This window comes from Stygiolobus sp. CP859M (assembly GCF_037389975.1).
Classification (GTDB): Archaea; Thermoproteota; Thermoprotei_A; order Sulfolobales; family Sulfolobaceae; genus Stygiolobus.
On record NZ_JBBHKS010000018.1, the window covers coordinates 74,734 to 92,409 of the forward strand.

26 protein-coding genes, 1 tRNA gene and 2 pseudogenes are annotated in these 17,676 nt (G+C 38.5%); 17 read left to right on the forward strand and 12 right to left on the reverse strand.

From position 1 onward, the window contains the following. The first annotated feature begins 31 nt into the window (after window positions 1-31). The 7 genes from WIW72_RS08600 to WIW72_RS08630 are packed head-to-tail and all read left to right on the forward strand — an operon-like array spanning window position 32 to window position 3,690. Complete coding sequence (locus tag WIW72_RS08600; protein ID WP_337699381.1) at window positions 32-199, forward strand: hypothetical protein; 168 nt, start codon at window positions 32-34, stop codon at window positions 197-199. A gap of 9 nt (window positions 200-208) precedes the next feature. Next, a complete protein-coding gene (locus WIW72_RS08605; RefSeq protein WP_337699383.1) occupies window positions 209-790 on the forward strand; it encodes a hypothetical protein in 582 nt (193 codons plus the stop codon). A 39-nt stretch (window positions 791-829) separates the two neighbouring features. Beyond that, on the forward strand, window positions 830-1,432 hold the full coding sequence (locus WIW72_RS08610; protein WP_337699385.1) for a peptidase M50: 603 nt from the start codon (window positions 830-832) through the stop codon (window positions 1,430-1,432). 31 nt (window positions 1,433-1,463) lie between these two features. Beyond that, the gene (locus tag WIW72_RS08615) at window positions 1,464-2,027 is read left to right on the forward strand and encodes a rhomboid family intramembrane serine protease (RefSeq protein WP_337699387.1); all 564 of its coding nucleotides are present in this window, start codon (window positions 1,464-1,466) and stop codon (window positions 2,025-2,027) included. Beyond that, window positions 2,024-2,185, forward strand: coding sequence for a hypothetical protein (locus WIW72_RS08620; RefSeq protein WP_337699389.1), 162 nt, complete (start codon window positions 2,024-2,026; stop codon window positions 2,183-2,185). The genes WIW72_RS08615 and WIW72_RS08620 overlap by 4 nt, the downstream gene beginning before the upstream one ends. A gap of 14 nt (window positions 2,186-2,199) precedes the next feature. Next, entirely contained in the window at window positions 2,200-2,769 is a 570-nt protein-coding gene (locus tag WIW72_RS08625) for an adenylate kinase family protein (protein WP_337699391.1), read from the forward strand. 3 nt (window positions 2,770-2,772) lie between these two features. Beyond that, window positions 2,773-3,690, forward strand: a complete 918-nt coding sequence (locus WIW72_RS08630; protein WP_337699394.1) for an Mrp/NBP35 family ATP-binding protein — start codon at window positions 2,773-2,775, stop codon at window positions 3,688-3,690. Here WIW72_RS08630 and WIW72_RS08635 read toward each other — a convergent pair. Further along, window positions 3,682-3,900 (reverse strand): hypothetical protein, encoded by a 219-nt coding sequence (locus tag WIW72_RS08635; RefSeq protein WP_337699396.1) that lies wholly within the window; start codon window positions 3,898-3,900, stop codon window positions 3,682-3,684. The two genes, WIW72_RS08630 and WIW72_RS08635, sit on opposite strands and share 9 nt — an antisense overlap. Before the next feature lie 105 nt (window positions 3,901-4,005). On the opposite strand from WIW72_RS08635, the gene WIW72_RS08640 reads away from it, so the two are divergent. Next, window positions 4,006-4,359, forward strand: coding sequence for a helix-turn-helix domain-containing protein (locus WIW72_RS08640; protein ID WP_156005328.1), 354 nt, complete (start codon window positions 4,006-4,008; stop codon window positions 4,357-4,359). Here the strand turns inward: WIW72_RS08640 and WIW72_RS08645 are convergent. Both WIW72_RS08645 and WIW72_RS08650 read right to left on the reverse strand, forming a co-directional pair. After that, complete coding sequence (locus tag WIW72_RS08645; protein ID WP_337699398.1) at window positions 4,327-5,049, reverse strand: 5-formyltetrahydrofolate cyclo-ligase; 723 nt, start codon at window positions 5,047-5,049, stop codon at window positions 4,327-4,329. The two genes, WIW72_RS08640 and WIW72_RS08645, sit on opposite strands and share 33 nt — an antisense overlap. Further along, a complete protein-coding gene (locus WIW72_RS08650) occupies window positions 5,033-5,602 on the reverse strand; it encodes a LysE family transporter (RefSeq protein WP_337699400.1) in 570 nt (189 codons plus the stop codon). The genes WIW72_RS08645 and WIW72_RS08650 overlap by 17 nt, the downstream gene beginning before the upstream one ends. Before the next feature lie 150 nt (window positions 5,603-5,752). On the opposite strand from WIW72_RS08650, the gene cbp1 reads away from it, so the two are divergent. Next, window positions 5,753-6,199: a CRISPR DNA repeat-binding protein Cbp1 gene (gene cbp1, locus WIW72_RS08655; protein WP_337699441.1), complete on the forward strand. Its 447-nt coding sequence runs from the start codon at window positions 5,753-5,755 to the stop codon at window positions 6,197-6,199. On the opposite strand, the gene WIW72_RS08660 is transcribed toward cbp1, so the two are convergent. Both WIW72_RS08660 and cdvB1/B2 read right to left on the reverse strand, forming a co-directional pair. Next, complete coding sequence (locus WIW72_RS08660) at window positions 6,168-7,313, reverse strand: tryptophan--tRNA ligase (RefSeq protein WP_337699403.1); 1,146 nt, start codon at window positions 7,311-7,313, stop codon at window positions 6,168-6,170. The two genes, cbp1 and WIW72_RS08660, sit on opposite strands and share 32 nt — an antisense overlap. A gap of 66 nt (window positions 7,314-7,379) precedes the next feature. Next, window positions 7,380-8,000 carry a cell division protein CdvB1/B2 gene (cdvB1/B2, locus tag WIW72_RS08665; protein ID WP_337699443.1) on the reverse strand — a complete coding sequence of 207 codons (621 nt, stop codon included), beginning with the start codon at window positions 7,998-8,000 and terminating at the stop codon, window positions 7,380-7,382. Window positions 8,001-8,099: 99 nt separating this feature from the next. On the opposite strand from cdvB1/B2, the gene WIW72_RS08670 reads away from it, so the two are divergent. Together WIW72_RS08670 and alaXM are read left to right on the forward strand one after the other, a co-directional pair. After that, complete coding sequence (locus WIW72_RS08670; protein ID WP_337699405.1) at window positions 8,100-8,357, forward strand: hypothetical protein; 258 nt, start codon at window positions 8,100-8,102, stop codon at window positions 8,355-8,357. 34 nt (window positions 8,358-8,391) lie between these two features. Next, window positions 8,392-9,096 (forward strand): alanyl-tRNA editing protein AlaXM, encoded by a 705-nt coding sequence (gene alaXM / locus WIW72_RS08675; protein WP_337699445.1) that lies wholly within the window; start codon window positions 8,392-8,394, stop codon window positions 9,094-9,096. Here the strand turns inward: alaXM and WIW72_RS08680 are convergent. The 3 genes from WIW72_RS08680 to WIW72_RS08690 are packed head-to-tail and all read right to left on the reverse strand — an operon-like array spanning window position 9,093 to window position 11,093. Beyond that, window positions 9,093-9,524, reverse strand: coding sequence for a GtrA family protein (locus tag WIW72_RS08680; RefSeq protein ID WP_337721346.1), 432 nt, complete (start codon window positions 9,522-9,524; stop codon window positions 9,093-9,095). The genes alaXM and WIW72_RS08680 overlap by 4 nt on opposite strands. A gap of 19 nt (window positions 9,525-9,543) precedes the next feature. Beyond that, the gene (locus tag WIW72_RS08685) at window positions 9,544-10,518 is read right to left on the reverse strand and encodes an aminotransferase class I/II-fold pyridoxal phosphate-dependent enzyme (protein ID WP_337699410.1); all 975 of its coding nucleotides are present in this window, start codon (window positions 10,516-10,518) and stop codon (window positions 9,544-9,546) included. Beyond that, window positions 10,515-11,093: a helix-turn-helix domain-containing protein gene (locus WIW72_RS08690; protein ID WP_337699412.1), complete on the reverse strand. Its 579-nt coding sequence runs from the start codon at window positions 11,091-11,093 to the stop codon at window positions 10,515-10,517. Before WIW72_RS08690 ends, WIW72_RS08685 begins: the two co-directional genes overlap by 4 nt. 62 nt (window positions 11,094-11,155) lie before the next feature. On the opposite strand from WIW72_RS08690, the gene zfx1 reads away from it, so the two are divergent. After that, on the forward strand, window positions 11,156-11,470 hold the full coding sequence (zfx1, locus tag WIW72_RS08695) for a zinc-containing ferredoxin Zfx1 (RefSeq protein WP_337699414.1): 315 nt from the start codon (window positions 11,156-11,158) through the stop codon (window positions 11,468-11,470). A gap of 164 nt (window positions 11,471-11,634) precedes the next feature. Here the strand turns inward: zfx1 and yciH are convergent, their stop codons facing one another. Further along, complete coding sequence (gene yciH, locus WIW72_RS08700; protein ID WP_337699416.1) at window positions 11,635-11,934, reverse strand: stress response translation initiation inhibitor YciH; 300 nt, start codon at window positions 11,932-11,934, stop codon at window positions 11,635-11,637. 86 nt (window positions 11,935-12,020) lie between these two features. Here yciH and WIW72_RS08705 point away from each other — a divergent pair, with 86 nt between their 5' ends. Next, on the forward strand, window positions 12,021-12,167 hold the full coding sequence (locus tag WIW72_RS08705; protein ID WP_156005298.1) for a DNA-directed RNA polymerase subunit P: 147 nt from the start codon (window positions 12,021-12,023) through the stop codon (window positions 12,165-12,167). On the opposite strand, the gene WIW72_RS08710 is transcribed toward WIW72_RS08705, so the two are convergent. Both WIW72_RS08710 and WIW72_RS08715 read right to left on the reverse strand, forming a co-directional pair. Next, window positions 12,160-12,861: an ABC transporter ATP-binding protein gene (locus WIW72_RS08710; protein ID WP_337699418.1), complete on the reverse strand. Its 702-nt coding sequence runs from the start codon at window positions 12,859-12,861 to the stop codon at window positions 12,160-12,162. The two genes, WIW72_RS08705 and WIW72_RS08710, sit on opposite strands and share 8 nt — an antisense overlap. 81 nt (window positions 12,862-12,942) lie before the next feature. After that, window positions 12,943-13,875, reverse strand: a complete 933-nt coding sequence (locus WIW72_RS08715; RefSeq protein ID WP_337721347.1) for a transcription initiation factor IIB — start codon at window positions 13,873-13,875, stop codon at window positions 12,943-12,945. A 127-nt stretch (window positions 13,876-14,002) separates the two neighbouring features. On the opposite strand from WIW72_RS08715, the gene WIW72_RS08720 reads away from it, so the two are divergent. The 4 genes and pseudogenes from WIW72_RS08720 to WIW72_RS08735 all read left to right on the forward strand — a co-directional run. Continuing rightward, window positions 14,003-14,263, forward strand: a complete 261-nt coding sequence (locus WIW72_RS08720; protein WP_337721348.1) for a TIGR00304 family membrane protein — start codon at window positions 14,003-14,005, stop codon at window positions 14,261-14,263. A 326-nt stretch (window positions 14,264-14,589) separates the two neighbouring features. Next, a pseudogene (locus WIW72_RS08725) lies at window positions 14,590-15,540 on the forward strand (ADP-ribosylglycohydrolase family protein). A 73-nt stretch (window positions 15,541-15,613) separates the two neighbouring features. Further along, a complete protein-coding gene (locus tag WIW72_RS08730; protein ID WP_337699423.1) occupies window positions 15,614-16,870 on the forward strand; it encodes a 2'-5' RNA ligase family protein in 1,257 nt (418 codons plus the stop codon). 360 nt (window positions 16,871-17,230) lie between these two features. Continuing rightward, a pseudogene (locus tag WIW72_RS08735) lies at window positions 17,231-17,302 on the forward strand (putative integrase); the annotation flags it as partial. 33 nt (window positions 17,303-17,335) lie between these two features. Here WIW72_RS08735 and WIW72_RS08740 read toward each other — a convergent pair. Next, window positions 17,336-17,426: transfer RNA gene (locus WIW72_RS08740), tRNA-Glu, on the reverse strand. Window positions 17,427-17,676 lie beyond the last annotated feature (250 nt).

The following is a 17,676-nucleotide window of genomic DNA, read 5'->3' on the forward strand; positions in this document are numbered from 1 at the left end:
TTTAAGTAGTAGTCATAATTGAATAATTACCATGCACAGCCTAAGTGAAGTAGTGAAAAAATTAGAAGAAGTAGAACACATGATAAAGGATTCAGAGATAAGCGAGAAGGATAGAGAACTAATTCAGCTTATACTTATAAAGAATATGAACATAGAAGCGGAATTATATGCAAAGTATTTAAACGGAAACTCTAAATAAATAAATATTGTGAAGTATGAAGCATACATAAATAGAATACAAGGTGATTTCAAATTTTTAACCGAAGATAATAACGTAATCGGTTTGACAAAATCAGTTGTAGAAGAGCTTGGAAAGGTAGGTATAAAACCTAAGGCTTTTGCAAACTCTTTATCAGAGTTCGTAGCTGATAAGACCCCTTTGTTTACCTCCTATACTGGAGGAGAGAGTAAGGTTAAGGAACCTTGTAATCTAGGGACTATATTTGAGCTTTGGATTATGAAGGGGGGAGAAGAGCTCCACACGTTTGTAACCATCGTGAACTACAATGGTACTGCACAAGTTACTTTTAGTAAACCTGAATTTTTCAACGACGCTATGCTTACCACAATGAGAAATATACTTTCTCTAGATTGTGTGAAAATAAAAATGCCTTATCCATACAAGTTTGCGGTATTCGAAGCGTTTAATGCTTTCAGGAAATTATCAAACGTAAGCTTTGAAGGAATAATTAGAGAGAAGATGATATCGATAGATGACAAAAAGAGAGGATTAGTTTGGCGTATTGAGTCTCCAAATTTTGATTACTCCGCTGATATAAGCATTCAATAAAGTTTTTAGCCAATAGCCGAGATAATTTGGAAGATAACCTTGAGCTTTATTAATGAACTTGAAGTGAAATTCAGAGATTTAAATGAAGCTCTTTCTTTCGTTCTAGCAATACTTTCTCTTGCAGTAGCTTTCATGTCTTTTAATCCGCTTTATTTAGGAATAGCAGTTTTAACAGCAACTACAGCAATTGTCCCCCATGAGCTGGCTCACAGACAGACGGCAAGAAATTACGGATGTAATTCCAAGTTTGAGTTGAGTTTTAAAGGCTTTCTTGTAACATTCCTAATAAACTTCCTTAGTGGATATTACATACATGGCATTCTAATCTTTGTCGCAGGATATACAGCTATACTTTGTAGATTCGGGTTAATGGGAGAAGAATTATCGGGTAAAACAGCTTTTGCTGGTCCGGTTACAAATATAATAATTGCAATAATCTCGTTGTTTGCAAGTGCCTTCTTATTCGGGAACTCTCTTGTAAACACAATTCTTCTAGAAATATTTGCATTTAATAGTTATGTAGCTTTCTTTAACTTGATCCCGATACCACCGTTAGATGGAATCAAAGTGTTAAGGTGGAACAAACTGGCATGGGGTGTTGCAATACTTATCTCCTTCATCCTAACATTCCTAGTGAGGTGAACTTAATTCTCTATAGGAGGAAAAATCAATAATGAAGAGAATACCAATTACCGTTTTGATTATGATACTCGTTGGGTCGGGTTATATTGTAGGACAAGTTCTAGAGTTATTGAACCCTTATTACCTCCTCTTTCTCGTACAATATAACACGTTAATAATTTACTATCATTTCTATTGGGAATTAATAACGTCTATACTGATTACACCGAGTTTCATTGACTTTGGATTCAATGAAATTGCCTTGTATATAGTGTACTATTTATTCAGGTCGAAAGAAGGAATTGCAGAGATCGCTATTTTCTTTATCACTGGCGTTTTCGGTAACATATTGTATCTACTCGTTTACCCTAACGGTTTACCTTCTGCTGGAGCTTCTGGCGGTATCTTTGGGCTTCTATCGTTCTATGCAGTTTATGAATATCTAAAGAAGAACGAAAAAGGTGGTTTAATACTCCTTATAGTAGCGCTGATTCTAAGCGATTTTATTCCATTCCTCCAAGTGAACGTTCTAGCCCACATAGGTGGTACCATAGGTGGGTTACTATTCTCCCTTTTGCTTTTTAAGGTAAGACACGAACAAAGATCTATTATATGAACATAATAGAACTTGTTCTATTCTTTATAGGGCTTGCCATGTTTCCTTATGGAGTGTATGAAATATGGAAAGGTAGCGGTGATAGAGATATCAAACTCTTGCTTATAGGCTTATCAATAGCCTTATACGTGATAGAAACAGTTTTAGCCTTCCGGTGATCACTCTTATCACGTTGATTATAGTAATCTCTGGTACTCCGGGAGTAGGCAAGTCTACGGTTGCGAAGGCATTATCGGAAAAGCTTAACTTTAAGCTACTTCATCTATCTTCTTTTCTCATAGAAAAGAAGGCTTATTCTGAATATGACAAGAATAGAAAAACTTACATTTTAGATGAAGAGAAAGCAGAGAGTGTAATAAGGGAGCTCCTGAGCACCGAGAATAACTTAGTAATAGAGACAGTATATCCAGCACTCGTAAGCAAAGCCGATAAGGTTATAGTCTTACGACGTCACCCCTTATCCCTTTATGAAGAATTGAAAAAGAGGGGATGGAACGAGTTAAAGGTAGCTGAGAACGTTGAAGCTGAAATATTAGGTGTGGTAAGTTCAGAAGCATATGAGAATTTCAGTAATGTGTGTGAAATTGACGTCACTGATAAGACTATAGATCGCATACTGGAGATGGTAGAGAATTATGAATGCGAGAGAGTGGACTGGTTAGGGGATGAGAGAGTTCAATCATTATTATTTGAATTAGATAAGATTATTAGTGAATACGAGGATTATGAGAATAGGGAATAAATTTTGAGTACTGGGAATAATCCATTCAGAATTTCATCTCCTCAGCCGAGCAAACAACCAAGAGACTTGAGAAAGGTAGCCCCTCAAGCCCCTCAAGCTGCAGACTTAAAAATCCAAATGAAAATGAAGACCGTCAAATATAAAATTGCCGTGCTTAGCGGAAAGGGAGGGGTAGGAAAATCTTTTGTATCATCTAACTTAGCCATGGCATTAGCGGCAGCAGGAAGAAGTGTAGGAATAGTTGATGTAGATTTCCACGGTCCTTCGGTCCCTAAGATGTTAGGAGTAAGGGGACAATACTTGACGGCTGACGATAAGGGCGAAATAAACCCGGTAGTAGGTCCTTTTGGTATAAAGGTGGTCTCAATAGACTTCTTATTACCAAGGGACGATACACCAGTAGTCTGGAGAGGAGCAATAAAACACACTGCAATTAAACAATTCTTAGGAGACGTCAAATGGGGAGAGTTAGACTACTTAATAATAGATATGCCGCCTGGGACCGGTGATGAGGCTCTGTCAGTAGCACAGCTAGTCCCTAACTTAACTGGTATGATCATAGTTACAATACCTTCAGAAGTCTCTACACTAGCAGTCAAAAGATCTATAACCTTTGCTAAGACTATAAACGCTAGGATCCTAGGTGTAATTGAAAACATGAGCTACTTCCTATGCCCGAGTGACAACAAACCTTACTATATATTCGGAGAGGGTAAAGGAAAGAAAATGGCAGAGGAAATGGGAGTACCTCTATTAGGACAAGTACCTCTAGACCCAGTAGTGGCTCAGGCAAATGATTTAGGAGAACCATTCTTCTTAAAGTATCCAGATGATCCTGCATCAAAGGAGTTCATGAAAATAGCAGAAAAAGTTATCCATATTGTAGAGAACAGTCAACAAGAAACGCCCCAATCAGGGTAAAGAAAACTTAAACTTTCTAACGTTATAATCAGGAGTTTTTTTAACTTTACCTTCCCTTACTAGATCAGCTAGTACTTCTCTAAATTCTATCATGTTAAACTCCACACCTTTCTCAATTAGAATATTTCTAATTTCAGTTGAAGTTAAACCTTCACCTTTCCTTTCTTCAAGTATTTGAAGTATTACTTCCCTTAACTCATCCTTGTTCATACTATCGGATTATACAATAATTTAAAAATAATAAGTGTAAAGGTGAAATAGTAGTTAAGTTTAAAAAAATGAATATTAAATATAAAAGATGTAAGGTGTGAAAAAATGAGTATTGAAATTAATGAAAAAATTACAATTTTCAAAAGATTTCTCGCAGTAGCTTATGGTCTATCTGAAGCCGAAATAGATGCATTCCTGAAAATCCTTGAAAGTAAAGGAGGAAAGGACGTTGACACAATATCTACCGAACTGGGAATAAGCAAAAGTAGAACCAGCCTCGTGTTAAAGAAATTAGCTGACGCGGGATTGATAGAAAAAGAGAAGGGAGGAAATAGCAAAGGAGGAAGACCTAAGTATATTTACAATGTAAATAGAGAGGAGCTTAAGGAGAAATTAGCCAGAAAAGCTGAAGAACTTTGCAGAGAATTAAAGGGTGTTATTTCGCTTTCTCTGGCCTAAATATTTTTTCAGAAAGGGAGTGTCTTCGATCTTTTCTTTGGTTAAATATTCCAGTAAAAGACCAGGTGGCTTTTCTCTAGTCCTATTCACTCTTATAACCCTAGTCGGAGTTGCAATTATATCTAAAGGTACATCGTAAGGCTCTACGGGTATACTTTCCACTATCTGAATATCATGGACTGTCGTAACAACTGGAGTTTCTTCATTAATCTTATTTAATTCTCTCAGTATTGCAAACTCTAACTCACTATACCCTTCTCCTTTGCCTACTCTGTCTCCTGATAGCGTAACTGCTACACTGCCAACTACAACCAAATCTATATTTGGAATAGAATATATATCTGCGACCTCACCGTACTTGGCAAACCCTGAGATTTTAGATGCTTCCCTGAAGTCTTTAATTTTGGATGGGTCTAATAGATAGAAGTCCCCTTTAAGCCTAGGAGTCGGTACTAGAACAATTTTACCTTGGCGTAAAGCTACCTCTCTTACATATCTTTGCGGTGAGTCTGGATTTACCTTGATGAATTTAGCTCTTTGGAATTCAGGAGTACCCGAAAGCTTTTCCGCCGCTTTCTCTGCCCCCTTGAAATTAGGGATTCTACCCAATACTGGCCTAGGAAATGCGGCTATATTAGTTTCCTCCAATAGACTCCAAACTTTTTTTCTAATTTCACATTTTGATAACATAACTTACCCCCTGATAAAGGAAATACACTCCAAATACCGTTAGGACGATTAAAGAAAATATCTTGACATATAAGATGTAATCCTTTCCGTATTTACTGATAACCGCAGGAAATGAAAGGATCCAGATGAGTATACCTAAGAAAAAGCCTGGTGCTATATAAATGGAAAACTGGTCGAGCATAGATATCCCAAAGGTTAGCCACCACCCTATCTGGTAAGGATTAACGAGGGCTGTGGTAAGACCTTTAACGTAACTGCCCTTAATGCTCGTGTTAAAAGTCTTTGTTTTCCAAACACCGTAGGCGAGATATAACATATAAATTCCTCCGATCATGTAAAAGATAAATAAGACGTTCTGAGGTATTAGAGATTTAAAAAAGAACGTTAATAAGAAAAATATGAAGTCAGCAGTCATCGCCCCGGCCCCTACACTGGTTCCGTGTAACGAGGATCTTAAAGATTCATGTGCCATCATAGCATTTATAGGACCGGGTGGTGCGGCGATTGAAAGGCCCATAACAGCACCTATCAATATAATGTAAAAAATGCCCATCAATTTAATTAAATTGAAACACGCTTTAAAGTTGAACTATGCCAAAAGAGATAATTAATTCAGTTTTTCACCTTAACGTAATCTTTTCTCCTCTTAGATAATATACGGTAAATCTGGAAAAAGTTTATTTTAAGTGATGATTTTGTAATCATCATGCAAAATGAAATGGGGGAAAAAGTTAGGTCTCTTTACGAGCAAGGCTATTCAATAAGGAATATTGCATCACTTACTGGTCTCAGTTACGGTAAGGTAAGGAATTTACTTATTAAATCTGGGGTAAAACTTAGAAGTAACAAAGTGGACGAAAATAAGGTTATTGAACTTGCAAAACAAGGAAAGAGTGCGAGAGCTATTAGTAAGGAACTGAAAATTAGCGAATCAACGGTTCTGAGGATACTACAAAAACACAATTTAGGTAGGAGAGTGAAAAAACTAAAGGACAGTGAAATAAAGATGATCGAAGATATGTATAAGCGCGGAGAGTCAATATATAAGATCGCAAAGAAACTAGGAAAATCCACTAACTTAATAGTATATCATTTAAAGAAAATGGGACTTTATAAATCTATTCGTGAATCTTCTTCCACATCTCTCTAGCTAACGTTCCATCATATTTGAACGTATTAACTAACTTTTTAGCTTCTTCCCTTTTGTTTCTATGCTCCTCTAAAAACGCATTTAATTTCTCAACCAGTATACTCTTTAGCTCGCCCGTCAGCATCTTACCACTTCTGTATTCCTCCTCGATTTTCTTTATCTTATTATCGTCTGGTTCGAAAAACATATATAACCACTGAAAGGAAACATCTATATCTGGATTACCTCCGTATTTTCTATGAAGTTCTATTGTAGGTTGTCCTCCAGAGAATGCATATTTCATGATCTTTCTCTCTACAGTTTTAGGATCATCGGTAAGATATATTGCAGATTCTGGTTGAGACGAACTCATTTTACCCTCAGGACCTGTTAAAGGTGGCAGAAATTTGCTGTGGATCTGAGCAGCCTTATAATATCCTAAACTCTCTGCTATATCCCTTTGCAGTCTCCAGTAAGGATCTTGGTCAATACCAGCCGGAATAAGACATCTTTTACGTTCAAACATAGTAGGGGCGATCTGCAGAGCAGGATAAAAGATAATGCCTATGTTAGAAGAAGTGTCTAAGCCGAAAGTAGCCCTTACTTCATTAAACGTCAGCTTCTTGGCTATCTTGATTGCTATAGGGTACATATTTCTAATATACTCCGTATCTTGGAAAATGAAAGTCCTATCGGGGTCAAATCCAACAGCAATTATATCTAAAATATTGTCATATGCCCATTGCCTAGTTTGATCAAGCGTGTAATCGACATTTCTCATGAACTTCTCATCATCTGTGACTTCGATATATACGTTTACCTTAAATTTGTCTTGCAGCCATTTCGTGAATATGAAAGGAATTAAATGTCCAATGTGCATTCCTAAAGAAGGAGCTCTACCGGTGTAAAGGAAAAAGCCTCTACCGTCTTCATAATCCTTCAATATCAGCTCATAGTCCCTGTGAGAAAAGAACACATTACGCCTAAGCATAACGTGAAGTTCATCGTTTATGAGTCTCTTAGTTTTTTCTTTTAGTTCCTCAGTCAGCTTCTGAGTTCCAAACTGAATGATCAACTTATCATAGTCTACCTTTCCCTTAACTTCCCATGGAGTAACGTTAAAATCTTGTGCCACAAATAAATAGGAAAAGGGTTTAATATAAAAAGGATTAAATTAAAAGACATAAGAGAAACTAGACCTTTAGGTCTTCTGATTCTGAACTATTCCAGAAGCGGGTAGCTCTGGGAACTGCTCCTTCATTCTCTGCTCTGCCACCATTGATGCTTCGTCCAGTATCTTTCTTGCCTCTGGTGAAGAGGCTACTCCTGCAGCGCTTACTCCGCCAAACTCTCCAGCCTCTATAACTACCTCTTGTAGACCGTCACCTAGCTCCGCAAGCTCTATGGAAAGTTCGGGCATTACACCCTTCAGTGTTGTCTTCAGCTCGCTGATTACACCCATCACTGGTATCAAGTTAACATAAACGTCGCCTAGTTCAGTTATTGTCTCTAGCCTTAACGATACTTGTTCTAGGGCTATCTGAGTAGTGAGTAACTGCTTAGTTATTTTTCTGATCTCAGCGACTTCGTTAGCATACATGGCTGCTCTTGTGTAGTCTTTGGACATCTGAGCCTCTACTACCCTCTCGAATAGTGACCTATCCCTCTCCTGCATCCTTGCTATATAAGCGTCCAGCCTGCTGATCATTGACCTAACTCTGTACTGTGCTTGTATTAACCTCATCTTGAGGGGGTCCTTGCTCTTTGGAATCTTTTGCTTTTCATTACCACTCCACATCTTTTGGAACTCTTTACCCAACATGGGCAATTAATATATTGTATACGAAAGATTTATAAAGGGGTTGACTAGATAATATATCTTTAATAGGATTCAAACAAAAGAGATCTTTTGGGATAGATATTGCCAACAACAATTGATGATGACCCGGAAGTAGAAATATTACCCGGAAAAGACCTGCTTACCGTAATAATAGACCTGAGAGGGAAGGATTCCAGTAAACTCTTGGTAAAGGCAAATAAAAAACAGCTGTACATCTATGATAACGAGACCAGCAGCGTGATAAAGATAATATCCCTCCCCACCTACGTAGAACCAGATAGCATAAAATACGAATACCACTACGGTACTTGTATAGTTTCTTTGAGAAAGAGTGAGTGAAATGAGCGATCGTGAGTTACCCCTAAACGATTCCTTGAAAAAGAGAATTTACCTTTTTGACTCATATGTAAGAGAGTTTGAAGCTACAGTTACAGACATAACTCCCGAGGGGATTATCCTAGACAAGACTGCGTTCTATCCCGGAGGCGGAGGTTTGGAAGCTGACAGAGGATTTATTCAGATAGATCAGAATAAATTGGAAATTGTGAATGTGAAAGAGATAAATGGAGAAATCTACCACAAGACGAGTAATTATGAATTACTTCAAAAAGGAATGAAAATAAAGGGAGAGATAGACTGGAATAGAAGGTATAGGATGATGAGGCTGCATACAGCATCTCACATAATAGCTACAATAGCCTATTCAAAATACGGCGCTAGAATAACCGGAGGTAACATAACTCCAGAATATGCTAAAGACGACTTTTCTATAGAGAACAAAGAAGCACTACAGAAACTCATTGAGGAGGCAAATGAAATTGTCAAAAAATCCCTCCAGGTAAGAGTTTACTTCCTAAGGAGAGAAGAAGCACTAAAAATACCTGGGATAGTTAAATTGGCAGAAAGGATGCCCCCAGAATTAGAGGTGTGGAGAATTGTAGAAATAGAGGGGATTGATACACAAGCTGATGGGGGTCCCCATGTTAAAAACACTTCAGAAATAAGTGAAATAGTACTTCTAAAAGTAGAGAATAAGGGAAAGAACAGAAAGAGAATTTATTACACAGTCAAACCTTAAGCCCAAACATATTTAATACTTAACACAAACCTTACTCCGAATCCTGCAACTACCCCTATAAAGTTCATTATAGCTAAATAGATTGAGGATAAATGAACAGAGGAGAAGAACAGCAAAAACAATATTGACGTTAAATTACCGTAGGGTAAAATCAACAGTATTAACACAATAACTACTGCGTATTGTACGACTCCTCCAACTAAAGACGATACGTGAAACTTCACCATCCTATTCAGAAAGGAACCTGCCCTTTCTTTCTTAAACGTCCAGACATCATTAAGCAGAAAGTTAAACAAGACCGAAAATTCAATTGCAAGAGCAAGAGAAACAGCTATCGGTAAGACTGGTTTAAGTAATAACAATACACCCTCATTTACGACCGTCCCTAGCCCACCTACTATGGCATATTTTATAATTTTTTCAAGCACGTGTTTAAATCTAACATTACTATTTATAAAACTTTTCACTATTTAGAACATGAGAGATTACCCTTAGTAATTCTGAAGTGTTCTTACTTAAAGTAACTCTTCCGTGAGTCTTTCTTAAACCCATAAACCCTTCTGGCTCTCTTATTTGATATCCATAAGACCTCAATACGGAATTCAGGATAGAAGTTTCAACCGGAAATTCAAGCAATACGAAATTGGTAACACTCTTATACCACTTGAAAGGAGAAGAGAACGAGTTTAGCAGTTCAGCTATATGACAACGCGTCTTAGAAAGGAAAGACCTTATCTCCTTAGCCGTAACGTGGGAGAAAACATAGTAAACTATACTATTTATCCTCCACGGGGGTGCCAATCTTTCTAAGTTTTTAGAGCTGTGACCTATTGTAAACCCCAGCCTTAAACCTGGAATTGCGAAAGATTTCGTGAAAGACGAAATAATTGTTAAGTTTTCAAACTCCTCAGCCAGTTTAAAATTATTAGGGAGAATACTCAAGTCTATAAATGATTCGTCGAGGTATAATTTACCCCCTCGCTCTAAGAACTCTACTATATCACTATCTTTTATGAACGACCCAGTAGGATTAACTGGGTTACTGGTTATTACACATGACTCTGACGAAGGTAAAGTGTACTCAAATGCGTCATTAAGTTCCCTCGCTAAGTAACTCTTACTCCTCTTGTATTCAGAGAAGTTCGGCTCTAGGACGGAACATGGAGGCAAAAGCGAAATAGCTTCTGACGCACCGTTAAATACACCCACTAATTCAGGACTTAAATTATAGACTTCTGCAATGAGTTCCTTAATTTCCCTATAATCTTCAGAAGGTGGATAATAAGTGTAAATCTCCCTTTTAACTGCCTCACTTATTAACTCCTTCACAAAATCAGGAGTACCCAAGGGATTAAGATTCACACTGAAATCATTAATACTCTCCGGCTCCCCCTTTATCCATTTTACGCCTCCATGCTTCATAATCCCTTATCCCTCAGGTAAGATTCTATTATATTCTTCTCCGCCCTTCTTAGTATCTCGTCAAGTGTGGATAAACTTATATTGAGTTTTTCAGCCAATTTCTTCAACGTTACCTTCCTCGGATAATCATAATAACCTGCCTCAAGGGCTATCCTTAATATCTGTTCTTGCCTTGCGGTAACTATACTCTTGGATCTTACTTTCACAACTTTTATAACCTTCACGTCGATTTTGTTTTCAACAAACTCCCTCAGTACTCTCCGAAATTCAGGATAACCTTCTAAAACCAAAACCCAAACCAATGAGTTATTAATAACATACCCCTGAATAATTGTATATTTTGCAAGAATAGTACTTATTCTGGAATTTACTCTCACTGTACCTAAATAAACATTTTTATCTACTTTTGTAAATGAATTTTGAAATTCTTTAGGGAGTTCCCCTTTAAACTCAATTAGTAGCCTAACGTCTATTTTATCCTGTTTAATATCAAGAATACTAATAGAGTTCTTTTGAACATTAAAAGTACTTAACCATTCTTCTATAGGAGTTTGTAACTGAACGTGAAGTAGCATCCCGAAATATTTTGGGGTTTAAAATATTTTAAACTAATGGCATTTAGTAATTGGGGATTAGAATGGGCATAGATCCTAATTACAGAACATCAAGGCAAGTAGTAGAAGAACACAACGGGCACAAGGTTTACGGACCTGTCGAACCGCCGAAAACACTGGGGATCCACGGTACAATAGTCGGAGTAGACTTCGATTTATGCATAGCTGATGGTGCGTGCATAAATGCATGCCCAGTTAATGTATTCCAATGGTTTGACACACCCGGGCATCCGGCTTCAGAAAAAAAGGCAGACCCAGTTAACGAACAAGCATGTATCTTCTGTATGGCTTGCGTAAATGTATGCCCAGTAGCTGCAATTGACGTAAAACCACCATAACAAACTTTTCTTTTATTTTCATATCAGAAGACAAGTTCGATATTAATAAACAGTAATAAATTATACTTTCACTTATCACAAATAATTTTTACAACTTTTACAGTAAGTAAGCTACACTAAAATGAATACCACCTCTTTCAACAGTGATATAAGAAATAAGGAATTTACTCTATTATTAATATGTTCGATTCTGAATACCCCATTTTTGTTAATATTTCCTTAACCTTATCCCTATGGTCTCCTTGTAACTCTATTTTCCCGTTTTTTACAGTACCTCCTGCTGCTAGCTTAGACTTAAGCTCTGAAGCAATCTTCTTTAAATCCGCGTCTGTACCATTCAACCCCTCTATTATCGTAACCTCTTTTCCGTATCTCCTTTTCTCGACCTTTATTTTAATAAATTGTTCTTCTCTATTTAGTTGTTCGCATATTTCAGGGGGTAATCCGCCACAGAGATCAGACATTCTCAAACACTTTATTACTAATACGGCTTTTTCAACTTTTCTGTTAACAGTTAGGTTTATATTTACTGGAGTAGATGAGAGTGGAGATGGCAAGATATAGATGTGGCAAGTGTTGGAAGGAATTTGACGATGCACAGCTTAAAGCACTACCTGGGGTCAGGTGCCCCTATTGTGGGTATAAAGTAATATTCATGGTAAGAAAGCCTACAGTTAAAGTAGTGAAAGCTATCTAATCCCCTTTATCAATTTAGCTATAACTTTTTCAACAGACTCTCCCATACTCTTTAGTTCCTCAAAAGTCCCCATCCACTTTATACTACCGTTTGATATTACCATGACCTTATCCGTTAATTTATCAGCTACGGACATTATGTGAGTCGACACTACGAAGGTCGAATCCCTGAAAGACCGGAAAAGCTCGATAACTAAGTCCTGAGTTGGAATATCAAGATAATTCAAAGGCTCGTCCAGTAAAAGTATCTCAGGAGAGTGGAGGACAGCCATAGCTATAGCCAACTTTTGCCTATTCCCCCTAGAAAGTTCAACCGCTTTATATTTTCTATACTTCTCGAGCTCCAGAAGTTCAAGTAACTTCTCAGCCCTATCCTCGTTTTTTATCCCCCTGAGAACCATCATAAACTTAAGATTGTCTTCCACAGTCAACGCTGGGAAAGGGTCAGCGTCCTCAGGCAAATAACCGATTAACCTTTTTGCGTCCAAAGAAGTAGGATCGTGACCCTTAATATTGACCTCTCCCTTATCAGGTTTTATAAGCCCCGCAAGAATCTTGAGAGTAGTGCTCTTCCCAGCTCCGTTAGGCCCGAGGAGAGCCCATTTCTCACTGCACTTTACTTCAAAAGAAATTCCGTTCAATACTACGATATCTCCATAACGCTTAAGAAGATCCTTAACTTTTATACATTCCACAAGAGGTAAGTAAAAGAAAAATAGTATTAAAACTCAGATGGAGGAAAAAGGGAAGAAAAAGAAAAGAGATTAGATGAACCTTTACTGACTCGGGATCTGTATCTTTAATTCTTGGGTGAGCTCCTTATACCTATTCCTAACCGTTACCTCCGTAACCCCGGCTACTTGTGCTATCTCCTTTTGCGTCCTCCTCTCGTCGTTTAATAAAGCAGCAATATATATAGCAGCGGCAGCAAGACCAGCAGGGTCTTTACCTGCAGTCAACCCCATATTTTTCGCCTTTTCTATGATATCTGCAGCAGTCCTCATTGTAGCACCGCTAAGTCCTAATAAGTTACCTATCCTAGTTACATAATCCTTGGGGTCACTTACCGGGACGTCTATATCTAACTCCCTAAGAATCAGTCTGTAACACCTCGCAACTTCTTTCCTATTCGCCTTAGTGAACTGTGCTATCTCGTCTAAGGTCCTCGCCATTTTCATCCTTCTACACGCAGCGTAAATTGAAGCGGCTACAACGCTCTCTATAGACCTCCCTCTGACAAGCCCCTTCTCTACGGCTTTTCTATAGATTAACGCAGCCTCATCCTTTACTGCTTTAGACAAATTAAGTAAATTCCCGATCCTTTCAAGCTCATTCATAGCTTGTGCTAGGTTTCTATCTATAGATGACTGTATCCTAGCCCTTATCTGCCACTTCCTCCATCTAAGGACTTCTAACCTTCTCTTAGGATCTAGGCTTCTACCCATTGCGTCTTTATCCTTCCAGTCTATTACGGTAGATATACCCATATCATGTATCGTTTGGTTAAGAGGACCTCCTACCCTACTTCTTTTCTCCTTTTCTTCTGGGGTAAAAGCCCTCCATTCAGGACCCTGATCAATTATCCTCTCTTCAATTACCTCTCCGGTTTCGGTACAGATGTACTCTCCCCTTTCCTCGTCAAATATAATCTTGTCAGGAGGACAAATCGAGGAAGAAGGTTGAGGATTAGCTTGCTTTTCTTCTACCATTAAACCACCACCAATTACACAAAAATTTAAAAACCCTTTAATGTTAAACGATAGAAATATTTATAAACTTTTCGATCTTAAAAAGTTCAGAGAATCCGTTAAAAAATCAACTAATATAATATATCATATGAAAGCTTTTATTATCGGAATGACTTTAATAACTATTGGAGTTCTATTAATAACGGCTAGTGCGATAATACCGGCTAACGTTTCTTCATCTAGTACAAGTTTTGCGGGGGTAATATTCCTCGGACCTTTTCCAATAGTGATCGGAGGAGGAAACCCGTCAATGATGCCTACACTATTAGCCTTCGCCTTAGGGTTTACGGTTATAGCTTTGCTATTCTATTTAGTTCCACTAATACTTAATAAGAAGACTAAACAGTAAAGGGATTATTACCTTTCTTTATCATTAAATACTGTGAAGTGGTTAACAAACTGTGGTAGTCCATGGAAGAAAAGTTTATGTTGTTCTAGGAGGGTGATTTGGTGTCATTCGATAACAAAGGGTTAGGAGAACGTGAACCTAATGACCCTTATGTCTCAAACTGCAGTAAAACGAGAGCCATATGCCCCGAGTTAAAGTACCTTTCTTGCTCAAACACTAAAATCCTCAGAGCACTTTTTGACGAAGGTCTCGTAAATGCAGTAGAATGGAAAGAGCTTTACTCAAGACCAGAGCCTAAGGTGGTCGAAGTTGGTAAGGTAATACATATGCTCTTGGGAATCGCAATCGGCGACAGTCTAGGATATCCAGTAGAACACCTGAGTCCAGAGAAAAGATTGAAAAAGTATGGTCTGATCACCTCCTATATAAACAGAAGAGCCCTACCATCAGATGACACACAACTAACTTTCGATACTGTCAAGGTGATATTGGAGCATGGTAGGATAGTTCCATGGGAGTTAGCGAGGATTTTTGCGTCACATCGTATCTCTGGAATGGGCAGAACTGTCAAGGAGTTCCTAAAAAATTACAGGTAGAGAGGATTACCTTGGTATAGGACTGGGGTGAAAAGGCCCAGTAACGGAGCCATCATGAGAATATCACCCGTGATCATTCCGAACTTGAAGACCAAAGAAAATTATCTGGTTGACGCTGTACTGGACACATTAATAACACATAACGAACCGTTGGCCATAGCCTCCTCTGTGGCCTTTGCTGATATGCTCTGGAACGTGATAAATAGTAATGGACGTATAGATGCGAAATGGATAATCGAAAGGTTCGTCCTTGTGATAAGCAAATTAACAGGTGATAAGAAATACAAGACGAGGGAGAGAGCCAGGGTCAGATACGAGGGACCAGCCTCCGAGTTCATAAGAGACCAGGTATACTATGCACTGGATAGAGGTCTAAGTGTCCAGGGACTCTCAAAAACTATAGGCTCTGGAGGTTACCTGCTGGAAACTGTTCCTAATGTCCTCTTCTTATTTGTGAGGTATCTTAACGATCCACAGAGAGGAATTATAGAGGCGGTTAATTTTACTAAAGATAACGATACGATAGCATCAATTGTTGCATCTGTGTTTGGGGCATTATACGGTAGGCGAGCCTTTAGGGAGGAATGGATAAGGCAGTTACCGGGTAAGCTTCTTAAACATGGTCAAGATGGTGAAGTCTTCCAGTTACTGAATTGTGTTGGGACATTCCTGACTTCATGAGTCTGTCATCTGTAACTAGTTCTTTGACCGTCATAAAATAACTAAGGCTTCTGACCAATCTAAATGGAACGAAATGGATTTAATCTTTAACGGCTCATTGAGGTTGAGGGAATTGCTGGATTTTCTTAAAACGTTCTTGGGATTAGGAAGGAAGACAAAATCCCGTGAGGTCCTTAGAAAACCATCAAGGAGAGAGTATAACTATATCTTGGAAATAAGACCGATCTTGGAGAAGTACAAACTAAAATCCTTAATGAGAGAATTAAGGTCTTACCCTGAGTTCCAGCTACACAGAGTACCGCACATCACATTAGTGTATAACTTCAAGCCGAGGGTTGAAGATTATAAGATAATTCGGGCTTTGGCTGACGTTAGCAAGAATTACGATGGTGATCAATTTAACTTCTTTTACGACGGGGTAGAGGTCAAGAAAGGAGGAAGGGGATACATTATCGCCCTGAGGATAATCCCATCTGAGGAACTCAAATCTTTCAGGGATGAGGTATACAAGGTCTTGAAGGCAGTGATAGTTCAGAGGCCAGATGTAGAGAAGTATAATGATAACCTCTGGTTTCACGCAGCCTTGTCCTTCCGCTCCCATAAGAACCCAGAAGACGTCCTGCCTAGGGAACTGTTAACTAAGCTCAACAATTTTTTCTTCAAGGGCACCGCAATGAGGATAACTTTACTGCACAAAGGTAAAATAAGGTACGAATATGACACCTTAACCAAAAAGATCTTGAGTAGATCTGAAGCCCTTTCCAAAGAGGAACTCAGGACAACGTATTTCGAATATAAGAAGAGGATGCTCAAACTCGGCTTGAGCAGGGTAGAACTGGACAATGTTTGGCTCACAGCCGATCACCACTTCGGACACGCGAACATCATCAAGTACTCGGCCCGCCCATTCACAAACGTTAAGGAGATGAACGAGTTCCTAATAGAGAGATGGAACGAATTGGTTTCGCCCAACGATAAGGTTTTCGTATTAGGCGACTTCTCTTTCTCGAATCCTGAGAATTGCCTGAGGAGACTTAAGGGGAAGAAGATACTGATCCAAGGTAATCACGACCCTCCGGGTATAGGACCGGAATCTTTAGAAATAAGTTACGAGAGAGGTAAGTTCGTTCTTTCCCATTATCCGTTGAACGTTGCTGAATGGAACGTTCACGGTCACGTCCATAACAACAAGCTTAAGGAGTATCCTTTCTTGAATAGACAAACTAAGAAAATAAACGTTGGAGTGGGCTTGACTAAGTTCTATCCCGTCAACCTCAGATGGATATTTGAGTTAGTGGAGAGCGGTAACTCTTACCTTTTCATGCCTTGATCACCTCATTTTCAGTGAATTCAAAGAGGGGAATGTAAACCCTTTTACAGGCTATTAATTATTTTCAAATTTCTAAGTAGTAACTGAACAAGGACGATTAGGATACTTAACGGAGACGAGCACGTTTTTATAAATTTTCGCAGAAGTCGGGAATTTTTATCACCTTCTTTCCACTTCACGAACTCCATGAATTTTTCGCACAAATCAGAATCTTTGCCGTCTTCTTTCTACCCCACGCTGATCGTTCTATTAGAACGAGTATTTAAACCCGCGTTACTTAACATTTTTAGAATGCCTAGTTTCTACGTCACTTCTAAATTCTATATAAAAGAGATCAAAGGAAAGTATTATGTTTACTCCATGGAGAAGGATGAAGGCGGTAAGCAAAGGCATTATTACGTCGCACCTTTAGAAAGGATAATTGAGACATACGTTAACATCGGGAGTGGGGAGGAACCCCCACAGTGCCGCGGCCGGGATTTGAACCCGGGTCACAGGCTCGAAAGGCCTGCATACTGTCGGCGCGTAGAGCTTGACCGGGCTATACTACCGCGGCATTTATATACTACTCCCTAGATATTTATAAGATTTACGTAACTCCTTATAAGCATTCATCTTAAAAGTCATTCGAAAAGTGACCAACATAATCTACGTCCATACGTAATTTACTGCCAAATCTTCTAATTAACAGCAGTTATGGGAATCTTAGGGAGGTAATACCAAGAAGTCGGTATTAGCGAGAAGTTTTTAATTTTAGACGTCTTCATACTGAAAAGATGTCAAACGGAAAAGGACAAATCGAGTTA

What these genes read in the sequence shown, in the direction of transcription:
- WIW72_RS08635 (WP_337699396.1), bottom strand. Translation starts at nt 3,900, where the DNA reads ATGAACAAGGATGAGTTAAGGGAAGTAATACTTCAAATACTTGAAGAA.
- WIW72_RS08685 (WP_337699410.1), bottom strand. Translation starts at nt 10,518, where the DNA reads ATGAAGCATGGAGGCGTAAAATGGATAAAGGGGGAGCCGGAGAGTATT.
- yciH (WP_337699416.1), bottom strand. Translation starts at nt 11,934, where the DNA reads ATGTCTGATCTCTGTGGCGGATTACCCCCTGAAATATGCGAACAACTA.
- WIW72_RS08705 (WP_156005298.1), top strand. Translation starts at nt 12,021, where the DNA reads ATGGCAAGATATAGATGTGGCAAGTGTTGGAAGGAATTTGACGATGCA.
- zfx1 (WP_337699414.1), top strand. Translation starts at nt 11,156, where the DNA reads ATGGGCATAGATCCTAATTACAGAACATCAAGGCAAGTAGTAGAAGAA.
- WIW72_RS08720 (WP_337721348.1), top strand. Translation starts at nt 14,003, where the DNA reads ATGAAAGCTTTTATTATCGGAATGACTTTAATAACTATTGGAGTTCTA.
- WIW72_RS08715 (WP_337721347.1), bottom strand. Translation starts at nt 13,875, where the DNA reads ATGGTAGAAGAAAAGCAAGCTAATCCTCAACCTTCTTCCTCGATTTGT.
- WIW72_RS08615 (WP_337699387.1), top strand. Translation starts at nt 1,464, where the DNA reads ATGAAGAGAATACCAATTACCGTTTTGATTATGATACTCGTTGGGTCG.
- cdvB1/B2 (WP_337699443.1), bottom strand. Translation starts at nt 8,000, where the DNA reads ATGTTGGGTAAAGAGTTCCAAAAGATGTGGAGTGGTAATGAAAAGCAA.
- WIW72_RS08730 (WP_337699423.1), top strand. Translation starts at nt 15,614, where the DNA reads ATGGATTTAATCTTTAACGGCTCATTGAGGTTGAGGGAATTGCTGGAT.
- WIW72_RS08600 (WP_337699381.1), top strand. Translation starts at nt 32, where the DNA reads ATGCACAGCCTAAGTGAAGTAGTGAAAAAATTAGAAGAAGTAGAACAC.
- WIW72_RS08620 (WP_337699389.1), top strand. Translation starts at nt 2,024, where the DNA reads ATGAACATAATAGAACTTGTTCTATTCTTTATAGGGCTTGCCATGTTT.
- WIW72_RS08640 (WP_156005328.1), top strand. Translation starts at nt 4,006, where the DNA reads ATGAGTATTGAAATTAATGAAAAAATTACAATTTTCAAAAGATTTCTC.
- WIW72_RS08645 (WP_337699398.1), bottom strand. Translation starts at nt 5,049, where the DNA reads ATGTTATCAAAATGTGAAATTAGAAAAAAAGTTTGGAGTCTATTGGAG.
- WIW72_RS08690 (WP_337699412.1), bottom strand. Translation starts at nt 11,093, where the DNA reads ATGCTACTTCACGTTCAGTTACAAACTCCTATAGAAGAATGGTTAAGT.
- WIW72_RS08650 (WP_337699400.1), bottom strand. Translation starts at nt 5,602, where the DNA reads ATGGGCATTTTTTACATTATATTGATAGGTGCTGTTATGGGCCTTTCA.